Annotated in this window: 17 protein-coding genes; 9 read left to right on the forward strand and 8 right to left on the reverse strand. The window is 56.2% G+C overall.

Features of this window, described 5'->3' with window-relative positions:
• Window positions 1-16 precede the first annotated feature (16 nt).
• Genes ACTJK5_RS18440 through ACTJK5_RS18465 form a run of 6 tightly spaced genes read left to right on the forward strand, consistent with a single transcriptional unit; the run spans window position 17 to window position 8,330 of the window.
• On the forward strand, window positions 17-1,372 hold the full coding sequence (locus tag ACTJK5_RS18440; protein ID WP_113260296.1) for a diaminobutyrate--2-oxoglutarate transaminase: 1,356 nt from the start codon (window positions 17-19) through the stop codon (window positions 1,370-1,372).
• A complete protein-coding gene (locus ACTJK5_RS18445) occupies window positions 1,369-2,853 on the forward strand; it encodes a pyridoxal phosphate-dependent decarboxylase family protein (RefSeq protein WP_144622152.1) in 1,485 nt (494 codons plus the stop codon). Before ACTJK5_RS18440 ends, ACTJK5_RS18445 begins: the two co-directional genes overlap by 4 nt.
• On the forward strand, window positions 2,840-4,594 hold the full coding sequence (locus ACTJK5_RS18450; protein ID WP_113260294.1) for an IucA/IucC family protein: 1,755 nt from the start codon (window positions 2,840-2,842) through the stop codon (window positions 4,592-4,594). The genes ACTJK5_RS18445 and ACTJK5_RS18450 overlap by 14 nt, the downstream gene beginning before the upstream one ends.
• Entirely contained in the window at window positions 4,587-5,174 is a 588-nt protein-coding gene (locus ACTJK5_RS18455; protein WP_144622148.1) for a GNAT family N-acetyltransferase, read from the forward strand. The genes ACTJK5_RS18450 and ACTJK5_RS18455 overlap by 8 nt, the downstream gene beginning before the upstream one ends.
• Before the next feature lie 2 nt (window positions 5,175-5,176).
• A complete protein-coding gene (basC, locus tag ACTJK5_RS18460) occupies window positions 5,177-6,541 on the forward strand; it encodes a putative histamine N-monooxygenase (RefSeq protein WP_144622146.1) in 1,365 nt (454 codons plus the stop codon).
• A complete protein-coding gene (locus ACTJK5_RS18465; protein ID WP_144622144.1) occupies window positions 6,525-8,330 on the forward strand; it encodes an IucA/IucC family protein in 1,806 nt (601 codons plus the stop codon). Before basC ends, ACTJK5_RS18465 begins: the two co-directional genes overlap by 17 nt.
• Window positions 8,331-8,371: 41 nt before the next feature.
• Here ACTJK5_RS18465 and ACTJK5_RS18470 read toward each other — a convergent pair whose 3' ends face one another.
• Window positions 8,372-9,232 carry a helix-turn-helix transcriptional regulator gene (locus ACTJK5_RS18470; RefSeq protein ID WP_440599332.1) on the reverse strand — a complete coding sequence of 287 codons (861 nt, stop codon included), beginning with the start codon at window positions 9,230-9,232 and terminating at the stop codon, window positions 8,372-8,374.
• A gap of 248 nt (window positions 9,233-9,480) precedes the next feature.
• On the opposite strand from ACTJK5_RS18470, the gene ACTJK5_RS18475 reads away from it, so the two are divergent.
• The 3 genes from ACTJK5_RS18475 (at window position 9,481) to ACTJK5_RS18485 (ending at window position 14,566) form a co-directional block, all read left to right on the forward strand.
• Window positions 9,481-11,727, forward strand: a complete 2,247-nt coding sequence (locus tag ACTJK5_RS18475) for a TonB-dependent receptor (protein ID WP_144622139.1) — start codon at window positions 9,481-9,483, stop codon at window positions 11,725-11,727.
• Window positions 11,727-12,830 (forward strand): GNAT family N-acetyltransferase, encoded by a 1,104-nt coding sequence (locus ACTJK5_RS18480; protein ID WP_144622137.1) that lies wholly within the window; start codon window positions 11,727-11,729, stop codon window positions 12,828-12,830. Before ACTJK5_RS18475 ends, ACTJK5_RS18480 begins: the two co-directional genes overlap by 1 nt.
• Before the next feature lie 479 nt (window positions 12,831-13,309).
• Entirely contained in the window at window positions 13,310-14,566 is a 1,257-nt protein-coding gene (locus ACTJK5_RS18485; protein ID WP_144622135.1) for an arsenic transporter, read from the forward strand.
• 423 nt (window positions 14,567-14,989) lie between these two features.
• On the opposite strand, the gene ACTJK5_RS18490 is transcribed toward ACTJK5_RS18485, so the two are convergent.
• From ACTJK5_RS18490 to ACTJK5_RS18520, 7 genes are all read right to left on the reverse strand, one after another.
• Window positions 14,990-15,193 carry a cold-shock protein gene (locus ACTJK5_RS18490; RefSeq protein ID WP_062426870.1) on the reverse strand — a complete coding sequence of 68 codons (204 nt, stop codon included), beginning with the start codon at window positions 15,191-15,193 and terminating at the stop codon, window positions 14,990-14,992.
• Between the two features lie 1,559 nt (window positions 15,194-16,752).
• On the reverse strand, window positions 16,753-18,396 hold the full coding sequence (locus ACTJK5_RS18495; RefSeq protein WP_144622133.1) for a Na/Pi cotransporter family protein: 1,644 nt from the start codon (window positions 18,394-18,396) through the stop codon (window positions 16,753-16,755).
• A 44-nt stretch (window positions 18,397-18,440) separates the two neighbouring features.
• Window positions 18,441-20,111: a metallophosphoesterase family protein gene (locus tag ACTJK5_RS18500; RefSeq protein ID WP_144622131.1), complete on the reverse strand. Its 1,671-nt coding sequence runs from the start codon at window positions 20,109-20,111 to the stop codon at window positions 18,441-18,443.
• Entirely contained in the window at window positions 20,095-20,712 is a 618-nt protein-coding gene (locus ACTJK5_RS18505; protein ID WP_144622129.1) for a dual specificity protein phosphatase family protein, read from the reverse strand. The genes ACTJK5_RS18500 and ACTJK5_RS18505 overlap by 17 nt, the downstream gene beginning before the upstream one ends.
• 116 nt (window positions 20,713-20,828) lie before the next feature.
• Window positions 20,829-21,956 (reverse strand): ABC transporter ATP-binding protein, encoded by a 1,128-nt coding sequence (locus ACTJK5_RS18510; protein ID WP_440612976.1) that lies wholly within the window; start codon window positions 21,954-21,956, stop codon window positions 20,829-20,831.
• Window positions 21,957-22,024: 68 nt separating this feature from the next.
• Window positions 22,025-23,248 (reverse strand): ABC transporter substrate-binding protein, encoded by a 1,224-nt coding sequence (locus ACTJK5_RS18515; RefSeq protein WP_062426874.1) that lies wholly within the window; start codon window positions 23,246-23,248, stop codon window positions 22,025-22,027.
• Window positions 23,249-23,276: 28 nt separating this feature from the next.
• Window positions 23,277-25,106, reverse strand: a complete 1,830-nt coding sequence (locus ACTJK5_RS18520) for an ABC transporter permease (protein WP_112520297.1) — start codon at window positions 25,104-25,106, stop codon at window positions 23,277-23,279.
• Window positions 25,107-25,127: the final 21 nt, after the last annotated feature.

Genomic DNA, 25,127 nt, shown 5'->3' on the forward strand with positions numbered 1-25,127 from the left:
CATTGGAGTTGATATAATGGACCCGTTCCCACGGCACGATAACGATTTTTACCTCAAGCGTCAGGCACGTCGTGAATCCAACGCACGCAGCTATCCGAGACGGTTTCCTCTTGCGCTGAAATCAGCCTCGGGGTGCCTCGTAACTGATGTGGAAGGACGCACCTATCTCGATTGCCTCGCCGGTGCCGGGACCCTTGCGCTTGGACACAACCATCCTGAAGTCATTGCCAGCCTCCAGGATGTGCTGGCCTCTGGCCTGCCGTTACACACACTCGATCTTGTGACCCCGATCAAAGACAAGTTCGTTTCCGATATTTTCGAAACCTTGCCCTCCGGCCTTCGAGAGCAGGCGAAAATTCAGTTCTGCTCACCGAGCGGAACGGATGCGGTGGAGGCGGCGATCAAACTTGCCAAGACCGCCACGGGGCGCACGGATGTCATAGCGTTCCGTGGCGCCTATCACGGTATGTCTCAAGGGTCGCTGTCTCTGATGGGATCGCTCGGACCAAAGGCCGCCATCGGCCAACTGGTGCCGGGAACGCACTTCTTTCCCTACCCCTATGCCTACCAATGCCCCTTCGGACGTGGCGGCGATGAGACCGCGACGCTTGCGGCAGACTACTTCGAAAATGCCCTACGCGACCCCGAAGGTGGTATAAATCTTCCTGCGGCGGTTATTCTCGAGGCTGTTCAGGGCGAGGGTGGTGTTATCCCGGCACCTGCCGAATGGCTACGCAAGATCCGTGCTGTGACAAGCGAACTCGGCATTCCGCTCATTCTTGACGAAGTACAGAGCGGCGTCGGGCGCACCGGGACATTCTACGCCTTCCAGAAAGCGGGCATCGTGCCCGATGTCATCGTCCTGTCCAAGGCGATTGGCGGTGGTCTGCCGATGTCGGTCATGATTTATCGCGAAGGGCTCGATGTGTGGAAGCCAGGTGCGCATGCCGGTACATTCCGAGGCAATCAGCTGGCCATGGCAGCCGGATCAAAAACCCTAGAAATCATCAAGCGCGATGGGCTCGTCGAACGCGCAGCGATTGCAGGCCGCAGGCTGCGGGCAAATCTGGAGCGCATCCAGAGCCATACGTCCTATATTGGCGAGGTCCGTGGAGAAGGCCTGATGCTTGGCGTGGAGGTAATCGACCCCACCCGCAAAGGGGACAGCTTCGGCCATCCACCCCATGGCGGCGATATTGCCAAAGCGATCCAGAGCAGCGCATTCCGCGAGGGTTTGATCCTGGAAACCGGCGGTCGTCATGGCAGCGTTTTGAGGTTGCTCCCTCCCTTGACGATTTCCGACGCACAGATCGATCAGGCCTCCAACATCCTCTCCGACGCCTTCCTGCGACTTGGACGCAACGCGGCATGAATGTCACCTTGTTGCATAGCAAGCAGATCGAGATGGCGGACGACGCCTTGTCCGCTGCGATCCTTGGCCCGGGGGGCGCAGCACGTGCGGCTTATCGTCAGGCGATGATGGCTGCGGTGGCGATGATTAACGAAAACGCGGTCCGGACCGAAATTCACTCCGGTGTCGATTCTGATGCGATGCGCGGCTTCCTGGCGACGCTTGATGTCTGCCCGGAGCAGGGAACCGGCGTCTTCGCAGCGCTGGAGGAAATCGGCGTTCCTGCGGTGCGGCATGCGCTGGACGTTGGCAATCCCGCGACCATGGCGCATCTTCATTGCCCGGTGGCTGTACCGGCGCTTGCAGCGGAAGTGCTGATTTCCGCCACCAACCAGTCGCTCGATTCCTGGGACCAGTCACCGTTCGCGACGTTGGTCGAGGAACGGGTGCTCTCATGGCTGACAGGCTTTACCGGAATCCCGGACACGGCGAGCGGTAGTTTCACCAGTGGCGGCAGTCAGTCGAATATGACGGCCCTTTACCTTGCTGCAGAGACACTGGGGCTGCCGGTGCGAGGCAACGGCGTCATCTTTACCTCGGAACAGTCGCATTTCAGTATCCAAAAAAGTGCGTCTCTACTCGGTTTCGCCAAAGACGCCGTCGTGACAATTGCAACGGATGACGCGGGCCGCATGTCCGTGCCTGACTTGCAAGGCGCAATCGTTGACGCGATGGCGAAGGGTCGGCCGACGGTTGCGATCGTGGCAACCGCTGGCACGACGGACCTTGGCGCCATCGATCCACTGTCGGGCATCGCCGATCTGGCGAAGATGCACGGGGTGTGGCTGCATGTGGATGCGGCCTATGGCGGCGGCCTGTTGTTTTCAAAGCATCGTCATCGTCTGCGTGGAATAGAGCACGCAGATTCCATAGCCCTTGATTTTCACAAGATGCTGTTCCAGCCGATCAGCTGTGGCGCTTTGCTTCTTCGTGATCATAGCCACTTCTCACCGCTTGCGATGAAGGCGGATTATCTCAATCCGGAAGTTTCGATCTTCGGTGATGTACCCAACTACGTGGAATCGTCGATCCAGACGACGCGACGCAGTGATGCGCTGAAGGTGCTGATGACGTTGCGCTCGATCGGCCGTGATGGCCTCGACGCACTGATCTCCAAGACGCTCGATAACGCTAGGGCGGCGGCTGGGGCTGTGCGCAAGCGTGATTACCTGCATCTCGCCCAAGTTCCGGAGCTGTCGACTGTCCTGTTTCGTTATGTTTCTCCACAGGGGCCAGAACGATCTGACGAACTGACGCTCGCCATTCGCGCAGAACTTTTCCGGAGCGGTATTGCTGCTCTAGCAACCACCGTCCTTGGCGGACGGCTCCACTTTAAACTGACGCTTCTCAACCCCCATTCCACACCCGACGTCATTGACCGTGTGCTGGACGCGGTTGGAGAGATGGCGCGTCAACTGGAGAACGACCATGTACGCTCGTAAAGCTGCAACGCTTGCACTTCGATCGCTGCTCAATTGCGTGGCCCGCGAATATGCGGAGCTATGTGCGTGGGGGCACGATGCAGCCAAGCAAAAACTGGCTCTGAATTTCCCCGAAAATGGCGGCAGCCTGAGAGTGCCGGTGCTGTATCGGTCCGCAACCGGGCATCATCTTTTCGGTGAGCCCTTGGTGCTGAGCGATGGAGCCGGTACCAACACGATCAGCCCGGAAAGTGCGATCGACATCATCATCCAGCGCATTGAGGCGACGGCGTCCGATGATGGTCGCAAGGACCTGCAAGGCCGTGCTCATTCGAGCCGTCTCTTGGTCCAGGCGGCACTTCAGGCCCGCGAGAACGATCTTGCGACGCTGGTTGGCGAGAAAGTTTCATTCATTGAAGCGGAGCAAGGGCTGATTGCAGGTCATGGTATACACCCTTGCCCAAAAAGTCGGGAGGGCATGACGGAAGAAGAGGGCAAACGGTACTCGCCGGAATTCGCCGCAAGCTTCCCGCTGCGCTGGTTTGCCGTTTCGCGCGAGGTCTATCACACAGGCCACTCGGAAGGTTCTCCCGCTGCCGAGCAGTGGCTTGATGCCGTGGAAAGCGAAAGCTTGGATACCCTTCGCAAGGGCCTCCCCGACAGCGACTTCGCCTTCCTGCCGGTACACCCTTGGCAGGCGGACGTCATGCTGAAGCAGGCGGATGTTGCGAGCCTGGTTGCCGCCGGGAAAATCGTGGATTGCGGAGAGGTAGGCAAGCCCTGGTTTCCCACATCCTCTGTGCGTACGCTTTACCGGCCAGATGCACCCTTTATGCTGAAGCTATCGCTCGGTATCGGCATCACGAATTCCGTTCGCATCAATCTCGCCCGCGAACTTTTGCGGGGCGATGACATGTATCGCTTCCGGGCAAGTCATTTATGGCACAACCTTGAACAGCAATATGCCGGCCTGAACCTCATGCCAGACCCGGCCTATATGGGTGTTGCGGTCAATGGTAACGTGATTGACGGTCTTTCCGTAACAATGCGCGAGAACCCCTTTTATGGCCCTGACGCCGATCGCAATGTCACGCTTCTGGCTTCCCTCTGCGAGCATCTGCCGGAGCGTGGCAGCAGGCTAGGGGCGTTGATCAGGAGGCAGGCCGACATAGAGGGACGCTCGCTCGACGCCGTGGCCGCAGACTGGTTCTCAAGGTTCCTAACAGTTTTGATGACCCCAGTATTTGCTCTCTATCTGCGGCACGGCATTGCAATGGAGGCGCACCAGCAGAATATCCTGATCGAACTCGCTGATGGTTATCCGGTCGCCGCCTTCTATCGTGACAACCAGGGCTTCTTCCACCACGAGCGCGGTCATCCGGCGTTGAATGAAGCGATCCCGGGGATCGGAATCCGAAGCGAATCTGTTTTCGGTGAAGAGCCAGTGGACGAGCGAATCCTCTATTACGCCTTCATCAATTCTATTCTTGGGATGATCGGCGCGTTGGGCCGGGAGGGTCTGATAGCGGAAGAGGTGTTGATTTCGCAGTTGCGGGCAGCACTCATCAAACTGAATGCAGAGGAGGGCGGGCAATCGCATTTGGTAGAGAAGGTGCTCGCACCCGTTCTACGGTGCAAGGCCAACCTCAAGACGCGACTGGCGCAGATGGATGAGTTGGTCGGTCCGCTGGAGACGCAATCGGTTTATCTTCAAATCGACAATCCCTTGTTCCAGAGCGCGCGGGCCCAAGCCCATGGATAACCTGACCATTGGCGCCGGTTTTGCCTATTCCCGTTATGATCCGGACATCGACAAGACAATCAGTTTCCGGCTGCTGGACAAGGGGCGTGACCTCGATCTCCTGTGGCGCTGGATGAACCAGCCCCATGTCGTACCGCAATGGAAGATGGCAAAGCCGAAAGAGCATATCGCTGCCTATATCGACGCCAATCTGGCTGACCCGCATCAGGATCCATATATCGGTTTCATCGATGGTGCGCCCATGAGCTACTGGGAGGCCTATTGGGCGAAGGACGATATTCTTGGCCGCCATTATCCCGCCGCCGACAAGGATCGCGGCTGGCATATGCTGGTGGGGGAGCCGTCGTTCTTTGGCAGAGGAATCGCTCCGGCGGTGATAAGGGCGTTTACCCGCTTCCTTTTCCTCGATGACCCCGCCACGGAAAAGGTGGTGGGTGAACCGAGTGTCGAGGCGCGCCGTCTGCTGCGTTATGCGCCGGTCTGCGCCTTTGAGGAGCAGGGGGAAATCGACCTGCCGGACAAACGCGCGAAATTGATGTTCTGCCATCGACAGCGCTTCATCGAACAATTTGGACTTTGACCATGACCACACTCGATCTTGCCGGAATCGGTATCGGACCGTTCAATCTTGGCCTCGCCTCGCTTCTGTCCTCCCACCCCCAGGTGTCAGCGGCCTTCCTGGAGCGTAAACCTGGTTTCCGTTGGCATGAGGGCTTGATCTTGCCGGGAACGACGCTGCAGGTGCCGTTTCTTGCTGACCTCGTTTCAATGGCTGACCCGACGCATCGCCTGAGCTTCCTCAATTATCTGGCTGCTCATGACCGTCTCTACAAATTCTACTTCTATGAGAATTTCCTGATCCCCCGACAGGAGTATGACGATTATTGCCGTTGGGCCTCGCAGCAGCTCGATAGCTGCAGGTTCGGCGAAAGCGTCGTGGATGTGGAGCACGATGCTGCGACCGACACTTTCGTGACCAAAACCTCCTCTGCAAGCGGCGCCACACGCAGCTATCGCAGCCTGAATATTGCGGTAGGGATCGGAACGTCGCCCTACCTGCCGAAATGGCAGTGCCTGCAAACCAACGCCCCGGTTTTCCATTCCGCTGAATTTGCCAAGCGGAGGGCGGAATTGACGAAAGCCCGTCGTGTTACGGTTATAGGGTCCGGCCAGAGTGCAGCTGAATGTGTATTGGCGCTCTTCAGCGAATTGACGCCACAAAAGGTGGCGGCAGGTGCATCCATTCGCTGGATCACGCGCTCCGCGGGCTTCTTCCCAATGGAATATTCAAAACTCGGTTTGGAATACTTCACGCCCGATTATATGCGCGAATTTCACAAGCTGCCGCGCGAGAAACGGCGGCAGACCGTTGCCGATCAGGGATTGCTCTACAAGGGGATCAGTTTTTCGACGATCGGGGACATCTTCGATCTGCTTTACGAGCGATCAATCGGCGGTCGTGACCCGGGGCTGACATTGGCACCCAACTGCGACGTGACCGATGTCCAGTCAAGCGGGTTTACCGGCGGACTGAAAATCGGTCTTCGGCACAATCTCTCTGGTCAGCAAAGCACCGTCGAGGCTGATGCGGTGATCTCGGCTACGGGCTATCGCCATGCGTGGCCACAATGGCTCGACACGTTGAAGGAGCAGATACTGGAAACGTGCGAGCGTGGCGACTTGATCGTTGACGCAGACTTCCGCGCCAGACGTCGCGACGGCGGCGCGGGCGCGATCTTCGTGCAAAATGCCGAAACCTTCCAGCACGGCGTCGGGGCGCCAGACCTTGGTCTGGGTGCTTTCCGCAACGCTGTCATCATCAATCAGTTGCTTAAGACAGAATACTACCGGGTCAACGCGCGATCTGCCTTCCAGGATTTCGGAATTCCGCAAGACCACGCACTGTCCTCAACATTCGCAGGAGATGTCTATGCCCGCGCCGTCTGAAAAGCTCTATGAGCCCGCCTTTGCGCCAACCCTCTGGAAAGACACGTCCCGCCGGCTGCTGGCAAAGGTGATCGAAGAGTTCGCCTATGAGCGTGTTTTCCCGGTAACGTCAGAAAAGCCGGGCCATTACCGGATCGATTTTTCGACGGCGTCGTACAGTTTCAGGGCCAGGAAATATGTATTTGATAATCTCTCGGTCGAGCCTGAGAGTATCGTCAGGCACGTCGACCATGTCAGCACGCCGGTTCACGATCCGCTGGCCTTCTGCGCGGAAATTCTGCCGGAGCTTGGCGTCAAGCCGATGACAGCTGCGCACTTCATCCGGGAACTTGGCAACACTCTTGTCTCAGATGCTCACACCGCCGCGAGAGCTGACAAAACCGGTGCGGAGCTTGCCGAACTCGACGATATCCAAATGGAAGGCGAGATGACCGGGCACCCGTGGGTCACGGTGAGTAAAGGGCGTATCGGCCTTGGTTACACGGATTACCTCGCCTACACACCGGAAAATCGATCAGCATTGAAGATTGTCTGGATCGGGGTCAGTCGCGAGCGGGCGTCGTTCGTTGGCGAAGCGGGACTGACGAATGAACGACTGGTCACCGAGGCTCTTGGTGAGCGGCTCTATACGTCATTTGTCGGCAAGTTGAATTCCGCTGGCTTCTCTGCTGAAACACACCACATCATGCCCGTTCACCCCTGGCAGTGGGACCACATGATTGCGCCGCACTTTGCCGCCGACATTTCTTCCGGGCAAATCGTCTTCCTGGGTGAGGGCGAAGACCTGTATCTTCCACAGCAATCTGTCCGCACCCTTTCCAATGTCAGCAACCCTTCAAAGTCAACGCTGAAACTGTGCATGACGATCCTGAACACCGCAGTGTATCGCGGCATTCCCGGTAAGCGGGCGCTCACGGCGGCGCCGTTCACCGGCTGGCTGGACGAACTTGTAGAAAGTGACACCTTCCTTTCGAACGAGTGCGAGTTGGCCCTTCTGGGAGAGCGAGCGGGCATGCACTATGAGCATCCACAGTTCTCAACAATTGCAGGTGCGCCATACCAGTTCAACGAGATGCTTGGATGCCTGTGGCGCGATAGCCTCGGAGGACATCTGAAGCCCGGCGAAACCGGCATGCCGCTTGCTGCATTTATGCATGCCGGTAGCGATGGCAAGCCCGTGGTGCAGGCGCTGGCGGAAAAAGCAGGTGTCAGCGTCGAAGGTTGGCTGGCGCGTTTCTTTGATGTCGTCCTGCCTCCCGTCTATCACCTTCTCGCCCGTCACGGGCTGGCCTTTTCCGCCCACGGGCAGAATGCGACGGTGATCCTGAAAGACGGTTTACCGGTGCGGTTGGCGCTGCGCGACTTCATCGATGATGTGATCGTCTGCGACCTCAATTTCCCGGAGAGCGAAAGCCTGCCAGAAGAGGTTAAGGATGTGTTGTTGCGCCTGCCTGCAGATTTCCTGATGCACTTCATCCAGACGACGCTGTTCATTTGCGTTTTCCGTTACATGTCCGTGCTGCTTGACAAGCGGTCGGGCGTGTCTGAGGCCGCTTTCTGGGCTTTGGCAGGGGAGAGCATTCGACGCTATCAGGCTCGCTTTCCCGACATGGCTGAGCGATTTGCGATCTTCGATCTTTTCGCGGACGAATATCCCCGCCTTTGCCTTAACCGCGTGCGGCTATTCACGCACGGTTATGCTGACGATGATGAGCGACCGGTACCGGATTTCCAGGGCATGGTCGACAATCCTCTCGTCCACTTCGACCGGAAGAGGGATGCGGCTTGAGAAGCCGCGCCATCTCCACTGTTCATTTGCATCGGCAGTGATCAAGGGATTTGCGCCGACATTCGGCGCAAATCCGTCGGGCGTACACCGTAGCGGCTGCGGAATGTGCGGTTGAAATAGGACAGATCGTTGAAGCCGACGCTGTAAACGATCTGGCTGATCGGCGTTGCGGCGTGGTCGGCAAGAATAAGGTTCTTGGCCAGCACCAGCCGCCTTTCCAGAACGTAGCGTGAAAAGGTTGTTCCCGCCCGGCTGAAAAGCTTCTGGATCGCCCGGGGTGTAATCCCTTCAGCCTGTGCCACATCGGCGATGGAAAACGAGCCATCGGCCAGGTTTTCCTCGATCATCGCCTTGATCGCCTCAAGACGACCTTGCAAGACCGCTGAAGGGGTACCTTTGGCGACGTATTGCGCCAGCACGGGAAGCAAGGAGTAAAAGTGCGCCACCATCATGCTGGCATGCTCTTTGTCCTGATGGTCCTGACGCAGCAGGTAACCCGCATAGTTGGTGAGGAGCTGCAACGGCAGGCACTCCGCTGAAAAAGGCTGCAACAAAATCTGCGCGAGGGACTCTCGTGCAAGCGTGATAGCGGCGTGAGGAAGATGGGCGCAGTCGAGGCGCCCGCCCTCGGGCAGAACGATTTCCGACATCGTGTCGGAGGGAATAAGGATCACGTCGCGCGGCGCCATCTCGAAGCTCTGCTTTCGATGATGGACCAGCAGCGGCCCGTCCGCTGCCCTCAGTATCACAATATCCGGCGTACCGACGCCGTGCGCTGTCAGTCGCAGCGACGTTCTCGGCATATAGACGGTGGCTAGCGACAGGTTTTTATGTTTCCAGACAAGGCCGGTCACGCCCGACAGATCACCGTCCTCAACGCTGATCGTTGCTTCTCCCAGCATATCCAGAAGGATCGTTCGGCACATGAGCCTGCTTTCTGAATCAGGCAGGGACAGGGTTCCAAGTTTCAAGGGTCGGATCACTTCCATGAAAAATCAAACCTCCCTTTTCTGTTCATGTTCGCATCTATCCAAATCTGGTTCGTCGTCATCCAAGCCCAGCCGCCTCATAACGCATAAAACATGATAAAAATAGTCTTGTATTTATCCGGTTGGGCCAACCGGAAGATTTTTTGCGCTTTGGGGGCGACATGATTGGAAAATGGAATGCCGGCGTCAGTCTTATGGCTATCGTCGTTGCGGTCGGTGGCAACAACGTCGCGCAGGCACAGGATGCACAGAGCGCGCAGTCCGGAAGTGGTCCGACAGTTCTGGAGCCGATTGTGATAACCGGCAGCCGCATACCCCAGGAGATATCTCGAACAGCGCGAACGATCTATGTCGTTGATGCGGAGGCCATCGAGGCTGAAGCCCGGTCCGGCAAGTCGCTTCAGCAGATTCTTGCTGAGAAAGTTCCCAGCTTCGATCCGGCCAGCGAAGGCGCGCGCACGGCTTACGGCCAGAATTTGCGGGGACGCACGGCACTTATTCTCATCGATGGTGTTTCGATGAACTCGGCGCGCGGGCTCAGCCGTCAGTTTGATTCCATCGATCCGTTCAACATCGAGCGCGTCGAGGTTTTGTCCGGCGCGACAGCCATCTACGGCGGCAATGCCACAGGCGGCGTCATCAACATCATCACGAAGAAGGGCAAGGATGCGCCGGAAGGTTTGCATGGCGAAGTAACAGCTGGCCTTGGCAGCGGCTTTGGCCGCACCCGCGACATTGACCGCAATGGTGCGGGCGCCGTTACCTATAACAGCGAAAACTGGGACGCACGTTTCGCTATTGCCGGAAACCAGACCGGAGCCTTTTACGATGGGTCCGGCACGATGCTGACGCCTGATATCACCCAGACCTCGACCGCCTTCAACAAGCGCATCGATTTTATGGGATCTGTCGGCGTGCAGATCGATGACAACAGGCGCTTCGAGTTATCGGGCCAATTTTACGACAGTGCGCAGGACTCTCCTTTTGGACTTTATCTCGGAGCTGGACTCGCGGGTATAAGAGATCCAAATTTGGTCGAAACCCGCGATGGCTACCGGTCGGATTTCAATCCTCGCACACGCCGCACCATGGTGAACGCGACTTACACCGACGATGATTTTCTGGGGCAGGAACTCCTTCTGCAGGGCAGCTTCCGCAGAGAGGAAATTCGCTTCCACCCGTTCCCCGGTAGCGCAATTTTCTCGCCCTTCGTCTACTTCGGCGGTAGCTCGCAGGACACTGACTATTACAGCCTGAAGGCGTCGATGATTTCGGAGCCACTGGACGGATTGAAGATTACCTATGGCATTGATGCAGATCGGGATTCTCTTAAGTCCAAGCAGAATGTCTTCGATTTTCTGACTGTCGCCACAACAGGCGCTATGGACTTCAAGACGCGTGGCATTACCGGCCTCTATCCCGATATCGATGTCTCCACCCTAGCCGGCTTCATTCAGGGATCCTATGAGGCGACGGACCGACTGACGGTCAACGGTGGTGTGCGCTATCAATATGTCACAACCGAAGTTTCGAGCTTTGCCGGTGCTGCGCAGCAGGTTGCCGTTCTGAATGGAGTCGGATCCTCTATCGACAGCATCCCTGGCGGCGACGTCAGCTATGATGCTGCCCTGTTTAATGCAGGCGTGACATATGAACTGACCGACACCCAGCAAGTCTATGCCAATTTCAGCCAGGGCTTCGAGCTTCCCGACCCGGCAAAATATTATGGGATCGGAAACTACAGCCTTGTCGGTGGGCGTTACGTGCTACTGAACAGCGTTAATGTCGCCGACTCCGCGCTTCAGGCGATCAAGACGAATTCTTTTGAACTCGGCTACCGCTTCAATGACGATACATACAGCTTCGAGACGGCGGCCTATTATTCGCTCTCCGACCGGTCTATCGAATTGGACCGTACAACCTTGGCCGTGGATGTCGTCGATCGTGAACGACGCGTCTATGGCATTGAGGCGAGCGCCAGCGCAAAGCTGGACTATGGTTTCGATGTCGGCAGTTCGGCGCATTGGGTGAAGTCCGAGATCAAGTCAGATGGCGGCTGGGAAAAGGAAAGCATCGGCACGGCCAGTGTTTCCAAACTCGGCGGATACGTCGGCTGGACGAAGGATAACTTCAACGTCAAGCTTGCCGGACAACATGTGTTCAACCTCAGTGATGATGATAACCGCGAGATTGATGGCTACACCCTTTTTGATCTGACCGGTGCCTATCGTTTCGAAGCGCAGGACACGATCTTGCGGTTCGGTGTGATGAACCTGTTCGACAAAGAATACACGACCATATGGGGCGCACGCGCCAACGCTCTTTACGGGGCTTTGGCAAATCAGGCCGTGTTCGACTACAAGGGGCGCGGACGCACGTTCGCCGTTTCGCTGACGAAAGTTTTCTGATGGATCATCAGGGCGATATGCGTCAGGAAATGATCACAGCGGCCGCACCGTACCGACTGGCCGGGAGGTCTGCGCCAGACCTCTATCGCGCCTTTAATCTCCATGGAAGCGGTCCCGTCGAAGTTCGTCGCCAAGGCACGCAACTCCTGATCTCTGATCCTGATGGCAGCACGGGAGCCTTCCATATTTCCACGGGCGGCGCGGGCGGCGAGATTAAGGTTGCTGACCTGCCCGGCACGTCCGGAGGTCGTTGGCGTCTTGCGGCCGCAGCGTTCGAATACTTGTTTTCCACGTTACCAGCCCTTCGATCGATAACCCTGCCGGGCGATCGTTGGACGGAGCTGGACGAGGAGTTCACGGCCCACGGGCTTTACACCCACGTGCTGTCCAACTCCGACCAGCCCGCCGTGTCGGCAGAAATGTTCTGGCAGACCACAGGTCTCTGGAGTGCCCCTGCTTACGGCTCTTTCCCTCGTTGCGATGTCTACGACGGCAGGGTGTCTCACCCCTTGCGTGCGCCAAAACCGGTGGGAACGGTTTATGCCCGTTTCATCCCCTGGCTCGGCGGCGTTCTCTCTCTGGATGTGGCGACCTTGAAAGACCTGCCAGATGTGCATCGCTGGATGAACAGCCCTCGGGTGGACAAGTTCTGGCACGAGGCAGGAGATCTAGACAAGCACAGGCGATATCTGAACGGCATGTTCGCCGACGCGCATATCATGCCGCTGATCGGCCGCTTCGATGGCAGAGCATTTTCATATTTCGAGGTTTACTGGGCAAAGGAAGATGTTGTCGGCACCTTCTGTGATGCGGGCGACTACGACCGTGGTTGCCACGTGATCGTGGGTGACGAGGCATGCCGTGGCCGCGATTGGTTCACGGCCTGGCTGCCTTCGCTTCTACATTACATGTTTCTTGATGATCCGCGCACCGAGCGCATCGTGCAGGAGCCGAGCAGCGACCATGAGCGGCAACTGAGAAATCTGCAGAAGTCTGGCTTTTCCCATATAAAAAGCGTCGATCTGCCGACGAAGCGCGCTGCCATCATGACGATAAGCAGGCAGCGATTCTTTTCTGATTGCTTATGGCATCCGGCTCCGTAATGGCTGAAATGTGGATTGGGTAGGGGAGAATGTCTGCTCGGGCCTCGACCTCGAGCATTTGATGTGGAAGGCTGAGCCTATAGCGCTACTGCTCTCACCCGCTTGGGCACAGTAAGGTGATCTCCGATTTTGGGCCAGCGTGAGCTGAAATTTTACGGGGTTTTGGCCCAGGTCGGTGGGGGTGCCAATGAGCCGTTCATCAGCGAAATCGGAACCTTATTACCAATTGCGCTATGTGGCGATGTGACTCGTGGCTTTAGGATCCAGCGCGGTTCAAAGCGCCTGCTCGGTATCATGTTGTAGATTGCTTTTGAACCGAACGCGTTTTCAAGGCAAGCCTAATGAAGGGTTTCGGCTGTTCTCGCAGTCGGCGGAACCTGTTGCTGATGATGAAGATGTGATGTATCGGGGTCGGCTGGAAGATCCAGATTCTCGCACTCTATGGCCGTTGCGCCTCACTAATATCAGGGACGAATCCTTTGACTCAGAATGCGATCGTATGGGGTATCGCGGGGCTGACAGCGGCTGGTGTGATCACCAGGCCGTTCCGTTGGCCGGAGGCCGTCTGGGCGGTTGTTGGTGCTGTTCTCCTTCTCCTTTTCCAACTGATTGGGCCAGCCGATGCGCTCGCAGGTGTTGCTAAAGGGATTGACGTCTATCTCTTCCTGATCGGCATGATGCTTTTATCCGAGTTGGCTCGCAAAGAGGGCCTTTTCGATTGGGTTGCTGCGATTGCGACGTCCTATGCCAAGGGTTCGCCCAAGCGTCTTTTTGTGCTCGTATATCTGGTCGGCCTTGTCGTGACGGTGTTTCTGTCGAACGACGCCACTGCAGTTGTGCTGACGCCAGCCGTCTATGCAGCCTGCCGTGCGAGCCGGGTTCGCGATCCGATGCCTTACCTCTTGATCTGCGCCTTTATCGCCAATGCTGCGAGCTTCGTGTTGCCGATCTCCAATCCTGCCAATCTCGTGATCTTCGCTGGCGGCGAAATGCCGCCTCTGTCGCGCTGGTTGGCAACGTTTTTGCTGCCATCGCTCATTTCCATCGTCGTAACATTCATATGCCTCTATTGGACGCAAAGGCGTGCCTTGTCGGAAGAGAGCCTCGCTGCCGCTGCGGACCGACCAGTCCTTAGCCGTAGCGCCAGCCTTGCAGGATGGGGCATCGTGATCACCGCGATCGTCCTGATCGTTGCATCTGCCCTGCATGCTGACCTCGGTGTTCCTACCTTTGTTGCCGGGATGATCACGACTATCCTCGTTCTCTTGCTGACACGGCAGAGCCCCATGGAGACGATAAAGGGTATCAGCTGGAGCGTCCTGCCGTTGGTGGCAGGGTTGTTTGTCATCGTCGAAGCGCTTGACCGCACGGGTGTGACGACCATTCTGGCCAATCAATTGGTGTCTTTGGCTTCGGTGTCTGATGGTTATGCCGTTGGCGTGGCCGGGACGTTTGTCGCTGTCATCTGTAATCTCGTCAACAATCTGCCAGCCGGCTTGCTCGCCGGAAGTGTGGTTCAGGCAGCGCACGTCTCGGACAAGGTCGCAGGTGCGATTTTGATTGGCGTTGATCTCGGCCCCAACCTTTCGGTCACAGGCTCACTGGCGACGATCCTGTGGCTGTCGGCCCTTCGTCGTGAGGGTCTCGATATCAGTAGCTGGAAATTTCTGAAGCTCGGTACGGTCGTGATGTTCCCGGCACTCATTATGTCGCTGGCGTCGCTCGTTCTACTTTGACGCGCGGATGGCAAGAAGTCAGGTTGGCGCTTCTACGGCACTCTCGGTGTCCTGATCGTTCTGATCGTCCGGGTGTAGATTTCAGTCGTTATTTGATGGTTGGCGCTGAAATCGACGCCGAGCTTGAGCATCAAACGTGAAAGGATCCAACGACTGGCGTGCCCAAGCCCACGCGAGAGCGTGGCGCGTTCGTTGCTGATACAGCTAATGAAGAAGGCTAGCGACGGCAGTCGGTGCTTAACTAAAACGAATTTTGCAACGAGCCTAGAACAGCGTCGTGCGCAGGAGCGCTGCTGGCCTTTGGTGCTACGATAAGTGCTCCGGCGGCATACACGCAATTACGAACCGCGTGGAGCGGTTGGATTAGGCACCAATCGACCAGGAACGGGTGGCCCCGACAAGGTTGACGGGGCCATTTCTCTTTCACAGAACAGTAACGTTTTCGGCCTTCGACTTGCCGGTCTTGCGATCCTGGCCGACATCGTAGCTAACCTTCTGACCGTCGGTCAGAGCGCCGCCGAAGCTGACCGCGGAGATGTGAACGAAGACGTCTGGGCCGCCGTTGTCTGGTGTGATGAAGCCAAAGCCCTTATCCTGTGCGAAAAATTTAACTGTGCCGGTTGCCATGATGTCCTCGTATGTTGATCACGAGGTTACCGCAATATCGCCTATCAGGCTGAACTTCAAGTTTTTCCGGGTTATGTTGGGATCGTGAGATCCGCGCAACCACAGCCTCAGTAGAAGTTCGATGAGACAGCCACCGTCTCGTGTGGAGAAAAACTGATAAGGCGGACGGAGTAAAACGTCGACGGATCGAGTATGAATCGACCCAGTGCGTTCGGTTGCAGGATTTAAAGCTTCCTACGGGTCTCTGAGGTTAGCTGAAGAAACCGTCAAATTTTCCCTTTAATATTTCTTGAAAATTGCCTTTTTTCTTGAGGCCAAAGCGGAATTTGAGCGCCTGTTTGCAGGTCGGCCAGCGCTGGACCTCGATAATGTTGTTGATCTTTCACGCACTCAGAGTTTGCGCCAAAAGATCCTGCGTCAAAAAAAAGAAAGTGACGACTAAGCAATCCGACTTGCGTTTTATGTCGGGAATATATCCAACTGCTCATTAGAGGGTGGGCCGAGAATAGCTTGGGTGTCTGTCTTGTTGAGCGGTTGGCAAAGCAAGAACGCGGTTCTCGTGATTTTGAAAAGAGCTGGTGTTGCTGAAGCAGCCTTGAAGCGTGAACCGAATACGCCCTGAACCCACTGCCATTGGTGTCCCCGCATTTCGGCGGCCGCATATGGCCCTTTCCTTGGGTGTAGATTTTCGGTGACTGGCATTCCAGTATTCTGAGGTTTACCGATTGGCAAAGATGGAACTGGGAAAGGCAAAGGTGGTTAATCTCGTTCACTTGGAGATAAAGTTATGAAGATTTTCAGCGCGGTGATTTGCATATTGTCTGTCGGCATTCTAAGCGGTTGCGTAGACGATCGCGGCTACCGCGGGACTGGGTATTCTGCGGGCGTGGGCCATAACCGCTCATGCGGCAACGGTGAAAACGACATATCGCACCCCTATGCAGGGATTTGCGACTGGCGCCGCGAAAACGGTCGGGACTGGGCTGACAGCGGAGCGAATAATAATATCTACCGGCGCAATCGGTGACGTCAGATGTAGAGTCTTCCCGGAGAAAATTCGTCAATGATCTCAGGCGGATGGGTTCGGGCCGTCGCGTTCAGCGCGCCGCAACATGGCATGATCTATTTACCAGTCGACCCCAACACTGAGAGTTGAATCTCCTCCTTTCACAGGGAGTGATCAGGATAGAGCATTTCCTTCGCGATGTTTCTAATGAGCGGTTTGGTAGGGCCTGGTGCCAACGCCACACCCCCGGCGCAGTCGATGGCACAACTTGCTTAGAGGTGTTTCGAAGCACAGACGCAGAAGCGAGACGTAGTATCTTGAGATGTTACCGAGAATCTGCATTCTGTGGTGTTTAAGCGAAGATAGCGTTTAGTCCGACTAAAAGGAACGGATAGGGAGCGTGCGCTGTTGCGACTCAGAAAGAAGGTGGATTTCGGCAATGTTCGCCCAACGGCTTCGCGAGCAGCAGGCGCCGAGTACGCAACGCTTGCAAGTGGCCGGTCAACATACTCCGACTGCTTTAACAAATCATGGTGGTCTCGACCGCTCAAAGCTAGCTGGTAGAGCGAAGGCGACTTTCTATCAACAGCCCACTCTCATCTAGGATCGGATGCGCGGTAGCCACGATGTGAGCGTTGATACGCTTTAGGTCGCGCAGGATATCCAGGTGCAATGAGCTCGTTCGCATGCTGTCGGCGCGACCATCGCGCAGACGGGCGAGATGCTTGGCTGCCGACTGCTTTTCCATTTTACGAACTTCCACCTTCAACTCCATCATTCGACGTGCAAGGTTAAAGTCCCTCGTGACAAAAATTGTCTGGGCAATACGTATATTTTCCTGTGTCAGTTCGAAGAGCGTTTTGACCTCCGCGTGTCCCTCCTCCGAGAACTGGAGACCCTGCGTTCCTTTCTTGGCAATTTCCGGTACCAAGCTCTTTTCCAGGATGTCGCCGATATGCTCGAGGTTGATTGCATAATCGATGATGGCCGCCGAACGCCCACCATCTTCCATGTTCAAGCCAGCACGTCCAAGCTTTGAGAGATACAGCTTTACCTCTTGTTGCAGTAGGTCGACCCGTCCTTCAAGAAGCGAGACCTCTTGTAAACGTGATGGATTGTAGCGGTCGAACGAATCTGCAGTTCTTACTAACATGCGCTCTACCAGATCGCCGATACCCAGCACTTCACGAGTGGCGCTGGCGAGCGCGACGACCGGTGTCGAGAGTTCTTGTTCATCGAGGTACTTCGGACCGAACTCTGCGGCTGCATCGTCGGCGATTAAGGACTTCACGATCCCCGAGACCGCGCGCGAAAAGGGCCACGCCAAGGCGGCCAGAAACACGTTGAACGCGAGATGAGCGTCGACGGGAAGCTTGGCTGGCGTCAATGGCAATATGGTCAACAACCCAGCGCCATAGTCTGCGAGTGGGAGGACCAGCACGCAACCAGCGCCTCTGACGATGAGGTTGCCGAGCGTGACACGCTTGACCGAAGCGGGACCCGACAAAGATGCCAGCACGGGAGGAACAGCGCCACCGAGATTGGCTCCGAGTACCAGGACAATGATGAGGCCGGTGGACAGCACGCCGGCTGACGCGAGCGAAAGGATTAACACGACCGCCGCCAGGCTCGAGGACGACACAAACGCAATCATCGCTGAAAAAATGAGAGCGACCGGCCAAGCATTGTCCAACAAAGCGACGAAAGCCATGAGGGCCGGGGAACTGCGCATGGGTTCCGTGGCTGCACTCAAAAGATGGAGCGAGAGCAACATCAGCCCAATACCGACAAGCGCTTTACCGCCGCCCTGACGCGCAGATGATGAGCCACGAAGGAGTATCACACCGACTAAAACAGCCAGAGGGGAAAGCCATTCCAGTCCCGCCGCGACGATCCAGGCGGTAATGGCAGTTCCCACATTGGCTCCAAGGAGAACGATTTGAGCCATCCGCGGTTTAATCAGTTCTCGTTCAACAAACGACGCGGTCATGAGCGCGGTGGCTGTCGAACTTTGCAGAGCAATCGTTGCAATCAATCCGGAGAAAAATGAGCGCGGTCCGTTGCTGGTCCCGGTCGCTAGACCAATTTTGAGTTTCGCACCGAAAGCTTGTGATACACCGTCTTTGACTTGCGCGAGCCCCAAGAGCAGCAAAGCGACAGCACCCAGCAAATTGATCATGACGACCGTGGAACTCAAGTCTTTCTCCTTTTTGCTGCCATTACGATCCTATTCCCAGTCGACTATGCGCGTGCCCGCTGCAATGACACCTTCAGCACAGTCAGAAATGTCTTGATAAAGGATGCGGCCGAAGCATTTTCTTTTGGGTCGGATGAACCTGAAAATTCCTTTTGGTGAACGACCAGCGCCTTATAAATTGACAGGTTTTCCGCGCGAATGAAGGGAAGGGCAAGTTCCTGCGCCTGGCGCAACGCGTACCAATCGGTGACGAAATGCAGCAACGATAATGACGCGGCGCTCTCCGGATCAACACCAGCGGACTGTGCAATTTTGACCAGCACAGATGAAGGCAGGTCAAGCTGCGTGAGCAGACGACCAAGTGTCGAACCGGAAAACATCTCAACCATGTCTCTGGGCCATTCACGGGGGAAAAACCGATGAGTGACGAGCGCTTCCTGGTGAGCGTAGAGGAAGTCACCGTATGATTTCGCGCTAAACGCAGAATGGTTGGGCTCTCCCTTCCGTTCGCACTCGCGATGGTAGAGACGCATTAGACGACGATCAATCGGCAGGTTGCCCAGACTGATGGTCTCGATATTGGTTTCGTTGGTCGATCCGTGCACGATCCGGAATGCAGGCGGAAACGCGACCAGGGAAGGGACAGCAACGTTGGTCAAGGTCGTGTTGCCGACGGTTCGCCTGGTCGATCCGTTGACGTGGATATGGCCGCTAAAGTGCTGTGTCATGCCGGCCTGCATGAGAGCAGTAGCCACGCCGTCCTGCGGAGTGCGATTGGCGACGTTCGTTTGTCCGAAAAGCGCTTGTTCACTCGCCAGATTGTCTGCGAACACGTCCACGACGGGATAATGCGAAAAGCATAAAAGTGTTTTCCCCAGAGCGCCCGCACGCCGGTGAACGTCTGCAATCCACGAAATCAAATAAGGGCGTTGCTTGACGACGGCATTCCAGCCAGCACCAGTACTGTCAATAAAGTCGCTTTCCAGATCAATGCCAGTCGCTCTGTCTGAAGGTTGGTACACGTTGGCGTCGATCATCAAAAGCCAAAGGCCATCTTCTGGTTCAACGAGATAGGAAGCATCTATCAACAACGCCTCGTTCGTCCCGTCAGCGGACGCTAATCGGTATTGCCGGTCCTCGAACGTGTCAGACGTCCCGAAAGGCGTTTCCCAGTGAAGGTAATCCGCCTGGCGCGTCAGACCATGCTCTACGAGAGGTTCCAGTGCATCGGGGTAGCCGGCGCAGTACATTGTCTCTGAGCAAAGCGCCACGATATTTGAAGGCTTAATATTGGGATCGCTGGTGATGACGACGGCGTCCCCATCCGGAGTCAGGAATTCCTTCGTCTGGTGTCGACCCCTCAGCGCATAGCCGTCGTGGTTGCCCGGTAAGACGTAAAAGGAGAGCGAAAACGTCTCAGCACAACTTTTCAAGAGGGAGGCAACAGCCTGTACCGTTGCTTTCTGTCCGTCATCACTATAGTCGCCGAGAAGGACAACATGTCTGATGCCACGACCGGCGATCGCATCAAGAGCAGCCGGAAAAGCCGCGAAGCTTTCGTTAAACACACGCGTAGAGCAGCGTGTCTCTGACCAGCTTCTGGCTGTCAGCCCGTCACCGGACACAGGTTCCTGCTGCCCGAAACTGCCTTCGAGGTCATGATAGTGTGCATCAGCGATGACGGCGACAGGGGTATGGCTATGCAATTGCTTCACGCAATCTGGTTTTTTCGATCATATCAATCCAGTCTGATGCGAGACGAGCAGCTTTATAAAGCATGGGTTTAGGCGCCTCGAACCATTCGTCCGGTCGCAAGAGGCGCTTTTCCCTGACATGGGCGATTGCCGCCTCGAGAGTCGGAAAACGGTCGGGTTGCTGTTTGTGGATGTAGAGACCCACAAGTGATACCGAGCGACTGCGACCGCTGCGACAATTGACCAGGACATTTCCTCCATCTTCGAATGGATAGGTCGCACGCTTGGGCATGGTCTGATGCAGCGCGCCATGGAGAATATAATATCCGCCCACCATCATTGTGTCCGGGCTGCCACCCCCATCAATCATGCCGACCTTGTAATAGCGGATAGGAGCGTAGCCTGTTGCACTAAGCTCCCCGTCCTCAGCATTGGCAGGGTCTCGTACGAAGTTGATATCCAGATTGACGGCGCAGTTGACGACTATGCCGATACCGTGAGCTTTCAGAAGCCCAAGGTCTCGCGCGCCTTCCAGACCGCCGATGTACAGCTTGGAATCATGCGGTCCGAGCCCTTGCGTAATCAGGCTGATGGGCGGTCGTTCGTAAAAGGGTGCATCCATATGCAGCACTCGATCCATTTTCAGGCGCAATGAAAGACAGCGCCAATCTCTATTATAGAAGCCTCGAAGCTGGGCGGCGCATATGTGACACAAGCGAGCAGCCAGCGCGGCAAGAGCTAAGCAGCATTCTCTTGTCGGATTGGGCCGCCTGTGGTCTGTAGAAGCTGCCCCGATCGACTATCGAAGATCATGATGTGCTCGGCGTCCAGTTCAAGCCAGACCTTTCGGCTTGGCCAGCGCTCAACGAACCGAGGAATAAGCACAGTCACCGCATTGCCTTGCGATGTGAGGGACAGGATCGTCTGCGATCCGGTTGGTTGAACGACATCGACCTCTGCGGGCAAACTATTCGCGACAGGTGCATCATGAAGCGTAAGCCGCTCCGGCCGGATCGCAAGTCGCATCGGTCCTGAGGACTGCGGCAGGGCGTGCGGCAGGTTTATCTCGATTTCACCGATGTGCAGGACGCTACGGCTGTCGCGCTGTTCCAAAGTCGCGTCAAACAGGTTGATGCGCGGATCACCGATGAACTCAGCGACGAACAGGTTGCTTGGCTGGTGGTAGATCTCATAGGGGCTGCCCATCTGCTGAATCACGCCATCCTTCATCACGACGATGATGTCAGACATGGTCAGGGCTTCGACCTGGTCGTGGGTGACGTAGATCGTCGTCGCACCGAGGTCTCGGGACAACCGCTTCAGTTCCGTGCGCATTTCCGTGCGTAGCACCGCATCGAGATTGGAAAGCGGCTCGTCCATCAACAGAATTGAATTTCTAGCGGCGATCAATCGAGCGACCGCTACGCGTTGCTGTTGGCCTCCCGACAGTTCCGATGGAAACCGATCCTGATACCCCTCGAGCTGTACTTTCTTGAGCGCTTCGCCGAGCCGCTCCTGGATTTCGTCCTTCGGCTTTCGCGCCTGCTGTAGAGCGAGCGTGATGTTGCAATCAACCTTCATATTAGGCCATAGAGCGTAGCTCTGGAAAATGAAACCAAGACCGCGTTTTTCCGGTGGTACGAAATGGCTGTTGCGACCAGAAAATACCGACTTTCCGGACAATGTAAGTTCCCCATCCGAGGGCTGTTCGAGCCCGGCGATAATTCTGAGCGTCGTCGTCTTGCCGCAGCCCGACGGACCCAGAAGAGTGACGAATTTCCCCTTGGGAATATCCAGGTCAAGCGGTGGAATGGCGAGGTGTGCACCATAGGATTTGGTGATGCCTTTGAGAGATACTTCGTTCATGACTTCCTCCGGAGATCGTAAGCACCGACCGGCATGCGCTGGCGCGCCGGTCGGCTGAGCAAGGCTCTTTACTGGCTCGTCTCAACGACCCAGAAGTCGTTGACCGCAGCAACGTTGTCACGCTGGAACTCGGCGGATCCGAAGATCTTCTTTGCCTCCGGCCACTTCTCTCCACCCTTGGGTAGCGGCACGTCTGTGCGAGGCGAGAACGTGCCGACCTTGAAATAGGCGGCCATGCCTTGAAGCAATTTCAGGCTCTCACCCTCACGGTAAGGTTTTTCGACCTTGGTGTCTGGCGTAAGGTCCTTCGAACCCATTTGGAACGCGATAAAAAGTTTCGCGGCGTTGGGATGCGGAGCCTGCCCGGCTATGGATGTATAAGTCGAATAGGCGAACACACCTGCAGGATCGATATCGTAGAGGATAGCGTTGGCGTAATCGTCGCTGCCATTTTTGTTTATGTAGTGCATGCTGGAGAACGTAATGGGCGGGTTATTTTGCCCTTTAAGTCCCGAGGCGGTCGCGAGCTTAGAACCGGAATCGTAAATAACGAGATCGTTCTTCAGCAGGCGATGCAAGAACTCGTAGCCGGCGTTTTCGATACCATCCGACAGCTCGATTGGCTTGCCCGCATACGTCTCGTAGGCCTTCGCAAAGCTATCGGAGTGCTCCACGATTGAAGCAAGCAATGCCAGTGATGTCAGCGATCCTAGGGGGCTCTTCATTGCGAAGCGCTTTTTCCAATCTGGTTCTGTCAATTGCCAGACATTCTTGACAGGCGGACCGTCCTTATAAGCGTCGGCATTGTACATCAGGACGGTCGCTTCGATGACCTGCGTCAGGAGTGGTTCACGAAGCTCCTCCGGGATCTTGTCTGTCAGGTACCGCGGTACATAATTGACGATACGTTTGTTGGGGAGAAGGTCGAAGATCATTTGAGCCGTGCCCGCAGTGTTCACCACATCGACGTTGAAGATGCCCGCTTGTTGTTCTCGGACAACCTTTTCAATCGTCTTCTCCGAACCAAGATCATAGGCGTTTACCTTGATCTTCGGGTAGAGCTTCATGAAGTCTTCGGCGAGTGCGCTGACGCTGGATGACGATGAGTAGATCGTCACTTCACCTTCTTCATTCGCCTTGCGGGTGATCTCGTCCCAGTTCTCTTCCGGAGGCTGGTTGGCTCCCAGTTCTGATGTTTTAATCCATGTCTCGAACGCGTCCTGCGCCAACGCCGCAGAGCCTATCATCCAGCCCAAGGTGGCGATTGCTGCGCCCTTCATTAAAGTCTTCATAGTCTTCCTCCTCTTTCGGGTTGCCTCCTCAAGCAAATCCCATCTTCGTATTTCGAAAAACGAGCCTGAACAGCAGGTTGCAGCCAACAACCAGCGCGACGAGAAGCAAGGTGGCTGCCCCGATCAGCTGGGGTACGTCATCCGTTTGGTAGGTGTAGATGACGCTGGCTAGAACTGCTGTTGATGGCGTGACCAGTAGAATGATGAGCGACAGCTCTCGCATCGTTCCGATGAAACTCAGCAGCATACCTGAAACGAGTCCTGAAGCGGCGAGCGGAGCTACAATTCTCCGAATGCGGCCGAACCAGCCAATGCCCTGGACGCGTGCCGATTCTTCGAGCGATTTGTCAATCTGGAGCATCGCGGCAATGCCGGTACGCGAGGTGTATGGCAGGTTCTTCACCGTCGCGATCAGCACGAGCAATGCAAACGTGCCATATAGCGCAGGGATTGGCCCTAAGGACTGGGAGAACATGCCGATATAGATGGCGCCAAACGCTACCGCTGGAAAAATGTAAGGCAGGAATGCCGCCATCTCGAGCGCCCGAGACGAAAGCGTACCCCGGTTGCGAACGACGACGTAGCCAATGAGAAAACCAAGAACAGCCGTTGCCAACGCCGTGAAGAATGCCAGTCGCAAGCTGTTCCAAGCGGCATTCAGTATATGCGGGTTCTTGAACACGCCGGCATAGAGAGCATTTACGCCGCCGCGGTCACCGATCCAGTAGTGTAGTGTCAGGTTCGATAGATCGTAGTTTCCGGCCGTTCGAGACAATGACTGGAGCACGAGCAAGCCGAGTGGCATAACGACGGTGATGGACATGAGGAGCATGACCAACGCGAACACCAGCCAGCGGGCACGGCCCAGGTCGATCTCTCTGCGTCGGAAACCCTTGCCTGACATCGTGACGAAGCTTTTGCGAACGCCGATCATGCGCTGGTTAATCCAGATGAAGAGCACGGCGAGCAACACCAGAACCAGTGCCAGCAAATAGCCGTCACCCACATTGCGCGATCCGATGGCGGCGTAGATTTGCGTGGGTAAAACAAAATAGCGGATAGGCATTCCCAGAACGGCCGGCGTGCCGAACGATCCGATGACCCTTATGAATGTCATGACGACGGCGGAGCCGACGGCTGGCACAACGAGCGGAACCGTAATCGAGACGAACTGGCGAAACCGCGACATGCCGGCAATGGCACCGGCTTCCTCGAGCTGGCTGTCCACCGTCGAGAGTGAGCCAGAGATGATCAGGAAGCCATAGACATAGTAGTGCAGCGAAAGGCAGATAATTATGGGGAGGCTGCCGAACGCGATCCAGTCCGGCGGCTGAACACCAAAAAGGTAAGCGAAAACGCCGGAAGCGCCTGCCACACGGTCGTTCTTGAAAAACGTTACCCAGGCAAGCGCCATGACCCATGATGGGAGCATGTATGGCAAAACGACAGCTGTGTTGACGAACTCGCGATAAGGAACGTTCGTGCGTACAACCACCCAGGCAAGCAGTGCGCCAAGCGCGAGGCAGATTGCTGTTGCTCCGAACGCTGTGACCAGGGAGTTCATGAACGGCTTGTAGAATAGCGCCCAGGACATACGACCGGTGAATACGCGCTCGTAGTGGAAAGAGGTCAATTCACCAACTGCGCGACCGGGGAGGTAGACGGCATCGTAAGGTTGGACTGTGACCGTTTCCCGGATCAACTGGAACAAGGGGACAATAACGAGCAGGCAGAGGATAATTGCCATGATAAGCGCGATGAGGCGGTCAGGGGCTGAGAGAAATTGGCCGACACGTCGCGACAATCGTCCTGCTCGTCCACTTTGCCGCGTCGTCTCGATTTCCGCTAAAGTCGTCATAATGTCCTCCCAAACGGCTCT

This window comes from Agrobacterium sp. 22094 (assembly GCF_052046015.1).
In the GTDB taxonomy this organism is placed as follows: domain Bacteria; phylum Pseudomonadota; class Alphaproteobacteria; order Rhizobiales; family Rhizobiaceae; genus Agrobacterium; species Agrobacterium cavarae.

Bases quoted from the DNA above. Each gene is read 5' to 3' on its own strand.
- ACTJK5_RS18440 (WP_113260296.1), top strand. From the start codon at position 17: ATGGACCCGTTCCCACGGCACGATAACGATTTTTACCTCAAGCGTCAG.
- ACTJK5_RS18445 (WP_144622152.1), top strand. From the start codon at position 1,369: ATGAATGTCACCTTGTTGCATAGCAAGCAGATCGAGATGGCGGACGAC.
- ACTJK5_RS18450 (WP_113260294.1), top strand. From the start codon at position 2,840: ATGTACGCTCGTAAAGCTGCAACGCTTGCACTTCGATCGCTGCTCAAT.
- ACTJK5_RS18455 (WP_144622148.1), top strand. From the start codon at position 4,587: ATGGATAACCTGACCATTGGCGCCGGTTTTGCCTATTCCCGTTATGAT.
- basC (WP_144622146.1), top strand. From the start codon at position 5,177: ATGACCACACTCGATCTTGCCGGAATCGGTATCGGACCGTTCAATCTT.
- ACTJK5_RS18465 (WP_144622144.1), top strand. From the start codon at position 6,525: ATGCCCGCGCCGTCTGAAAAGCTCTATGAGCCCGCCTTTGCGCCAACC.
- ACTJK5_RS18470 (WP_440599332.1), bottom strand. From the start codon at position 9,232: ATGCTGGGAGAAGCAACGATCAGCGTTGAGGACGGTGATCTGTCGGGC.
- ACTJK5_RS18475 (WP_144622139.1), top strand. From the start codon at position 9,481: ATGATTGGAAAATGGAATGCCGGCGTCAGTCTTATGGCTATCGTCGTT.
- ACTJK5_RS18480 (WP_144622137.1), top strand. From the start codon at position 11,727: ATGGATCATCAGGGCGATATGCGTCAGGAAATGATCACAGCGGCCGCA.
- ACTJK5_RS18490 (WP_062426870.1), bottom strand. From the start codon at position 15,193: ATGGCAACCGGCACAGTTAAATTTTTCGCACAGGATAAGGGCTTTGGC.
- ACTJK5_RS18505 (WP_144622129.1), bottom strand. From the start codon at position 20,712: ATGGATGCACCCTTTTACGAACGACCGCCCATCAGCCTGATTACGCAA.
- ACTJK5_RS18510 (WP_440612976.1), bottom strand. From the start codon at position 21,956: ATGAACGAAGTATCTCTCAAAGGCATCACCAAATCCTATGGTGCACAC.
- ACTJK5_RS18515 (WP_062426874.1), bottom strand. From the start codon at position 23,248: ATGAAGACTTTAATGAAGGGCGCAGCAATCGCCACCTTGGGCTGGATG.
- ACTJK5_RS18520 (WP_112520297.1), bottom strand. From the start codon at position 25,106: ATGACGACTTTAGCGGAAATCGAGACGACGCGGCAAAGTGGACGAGCA.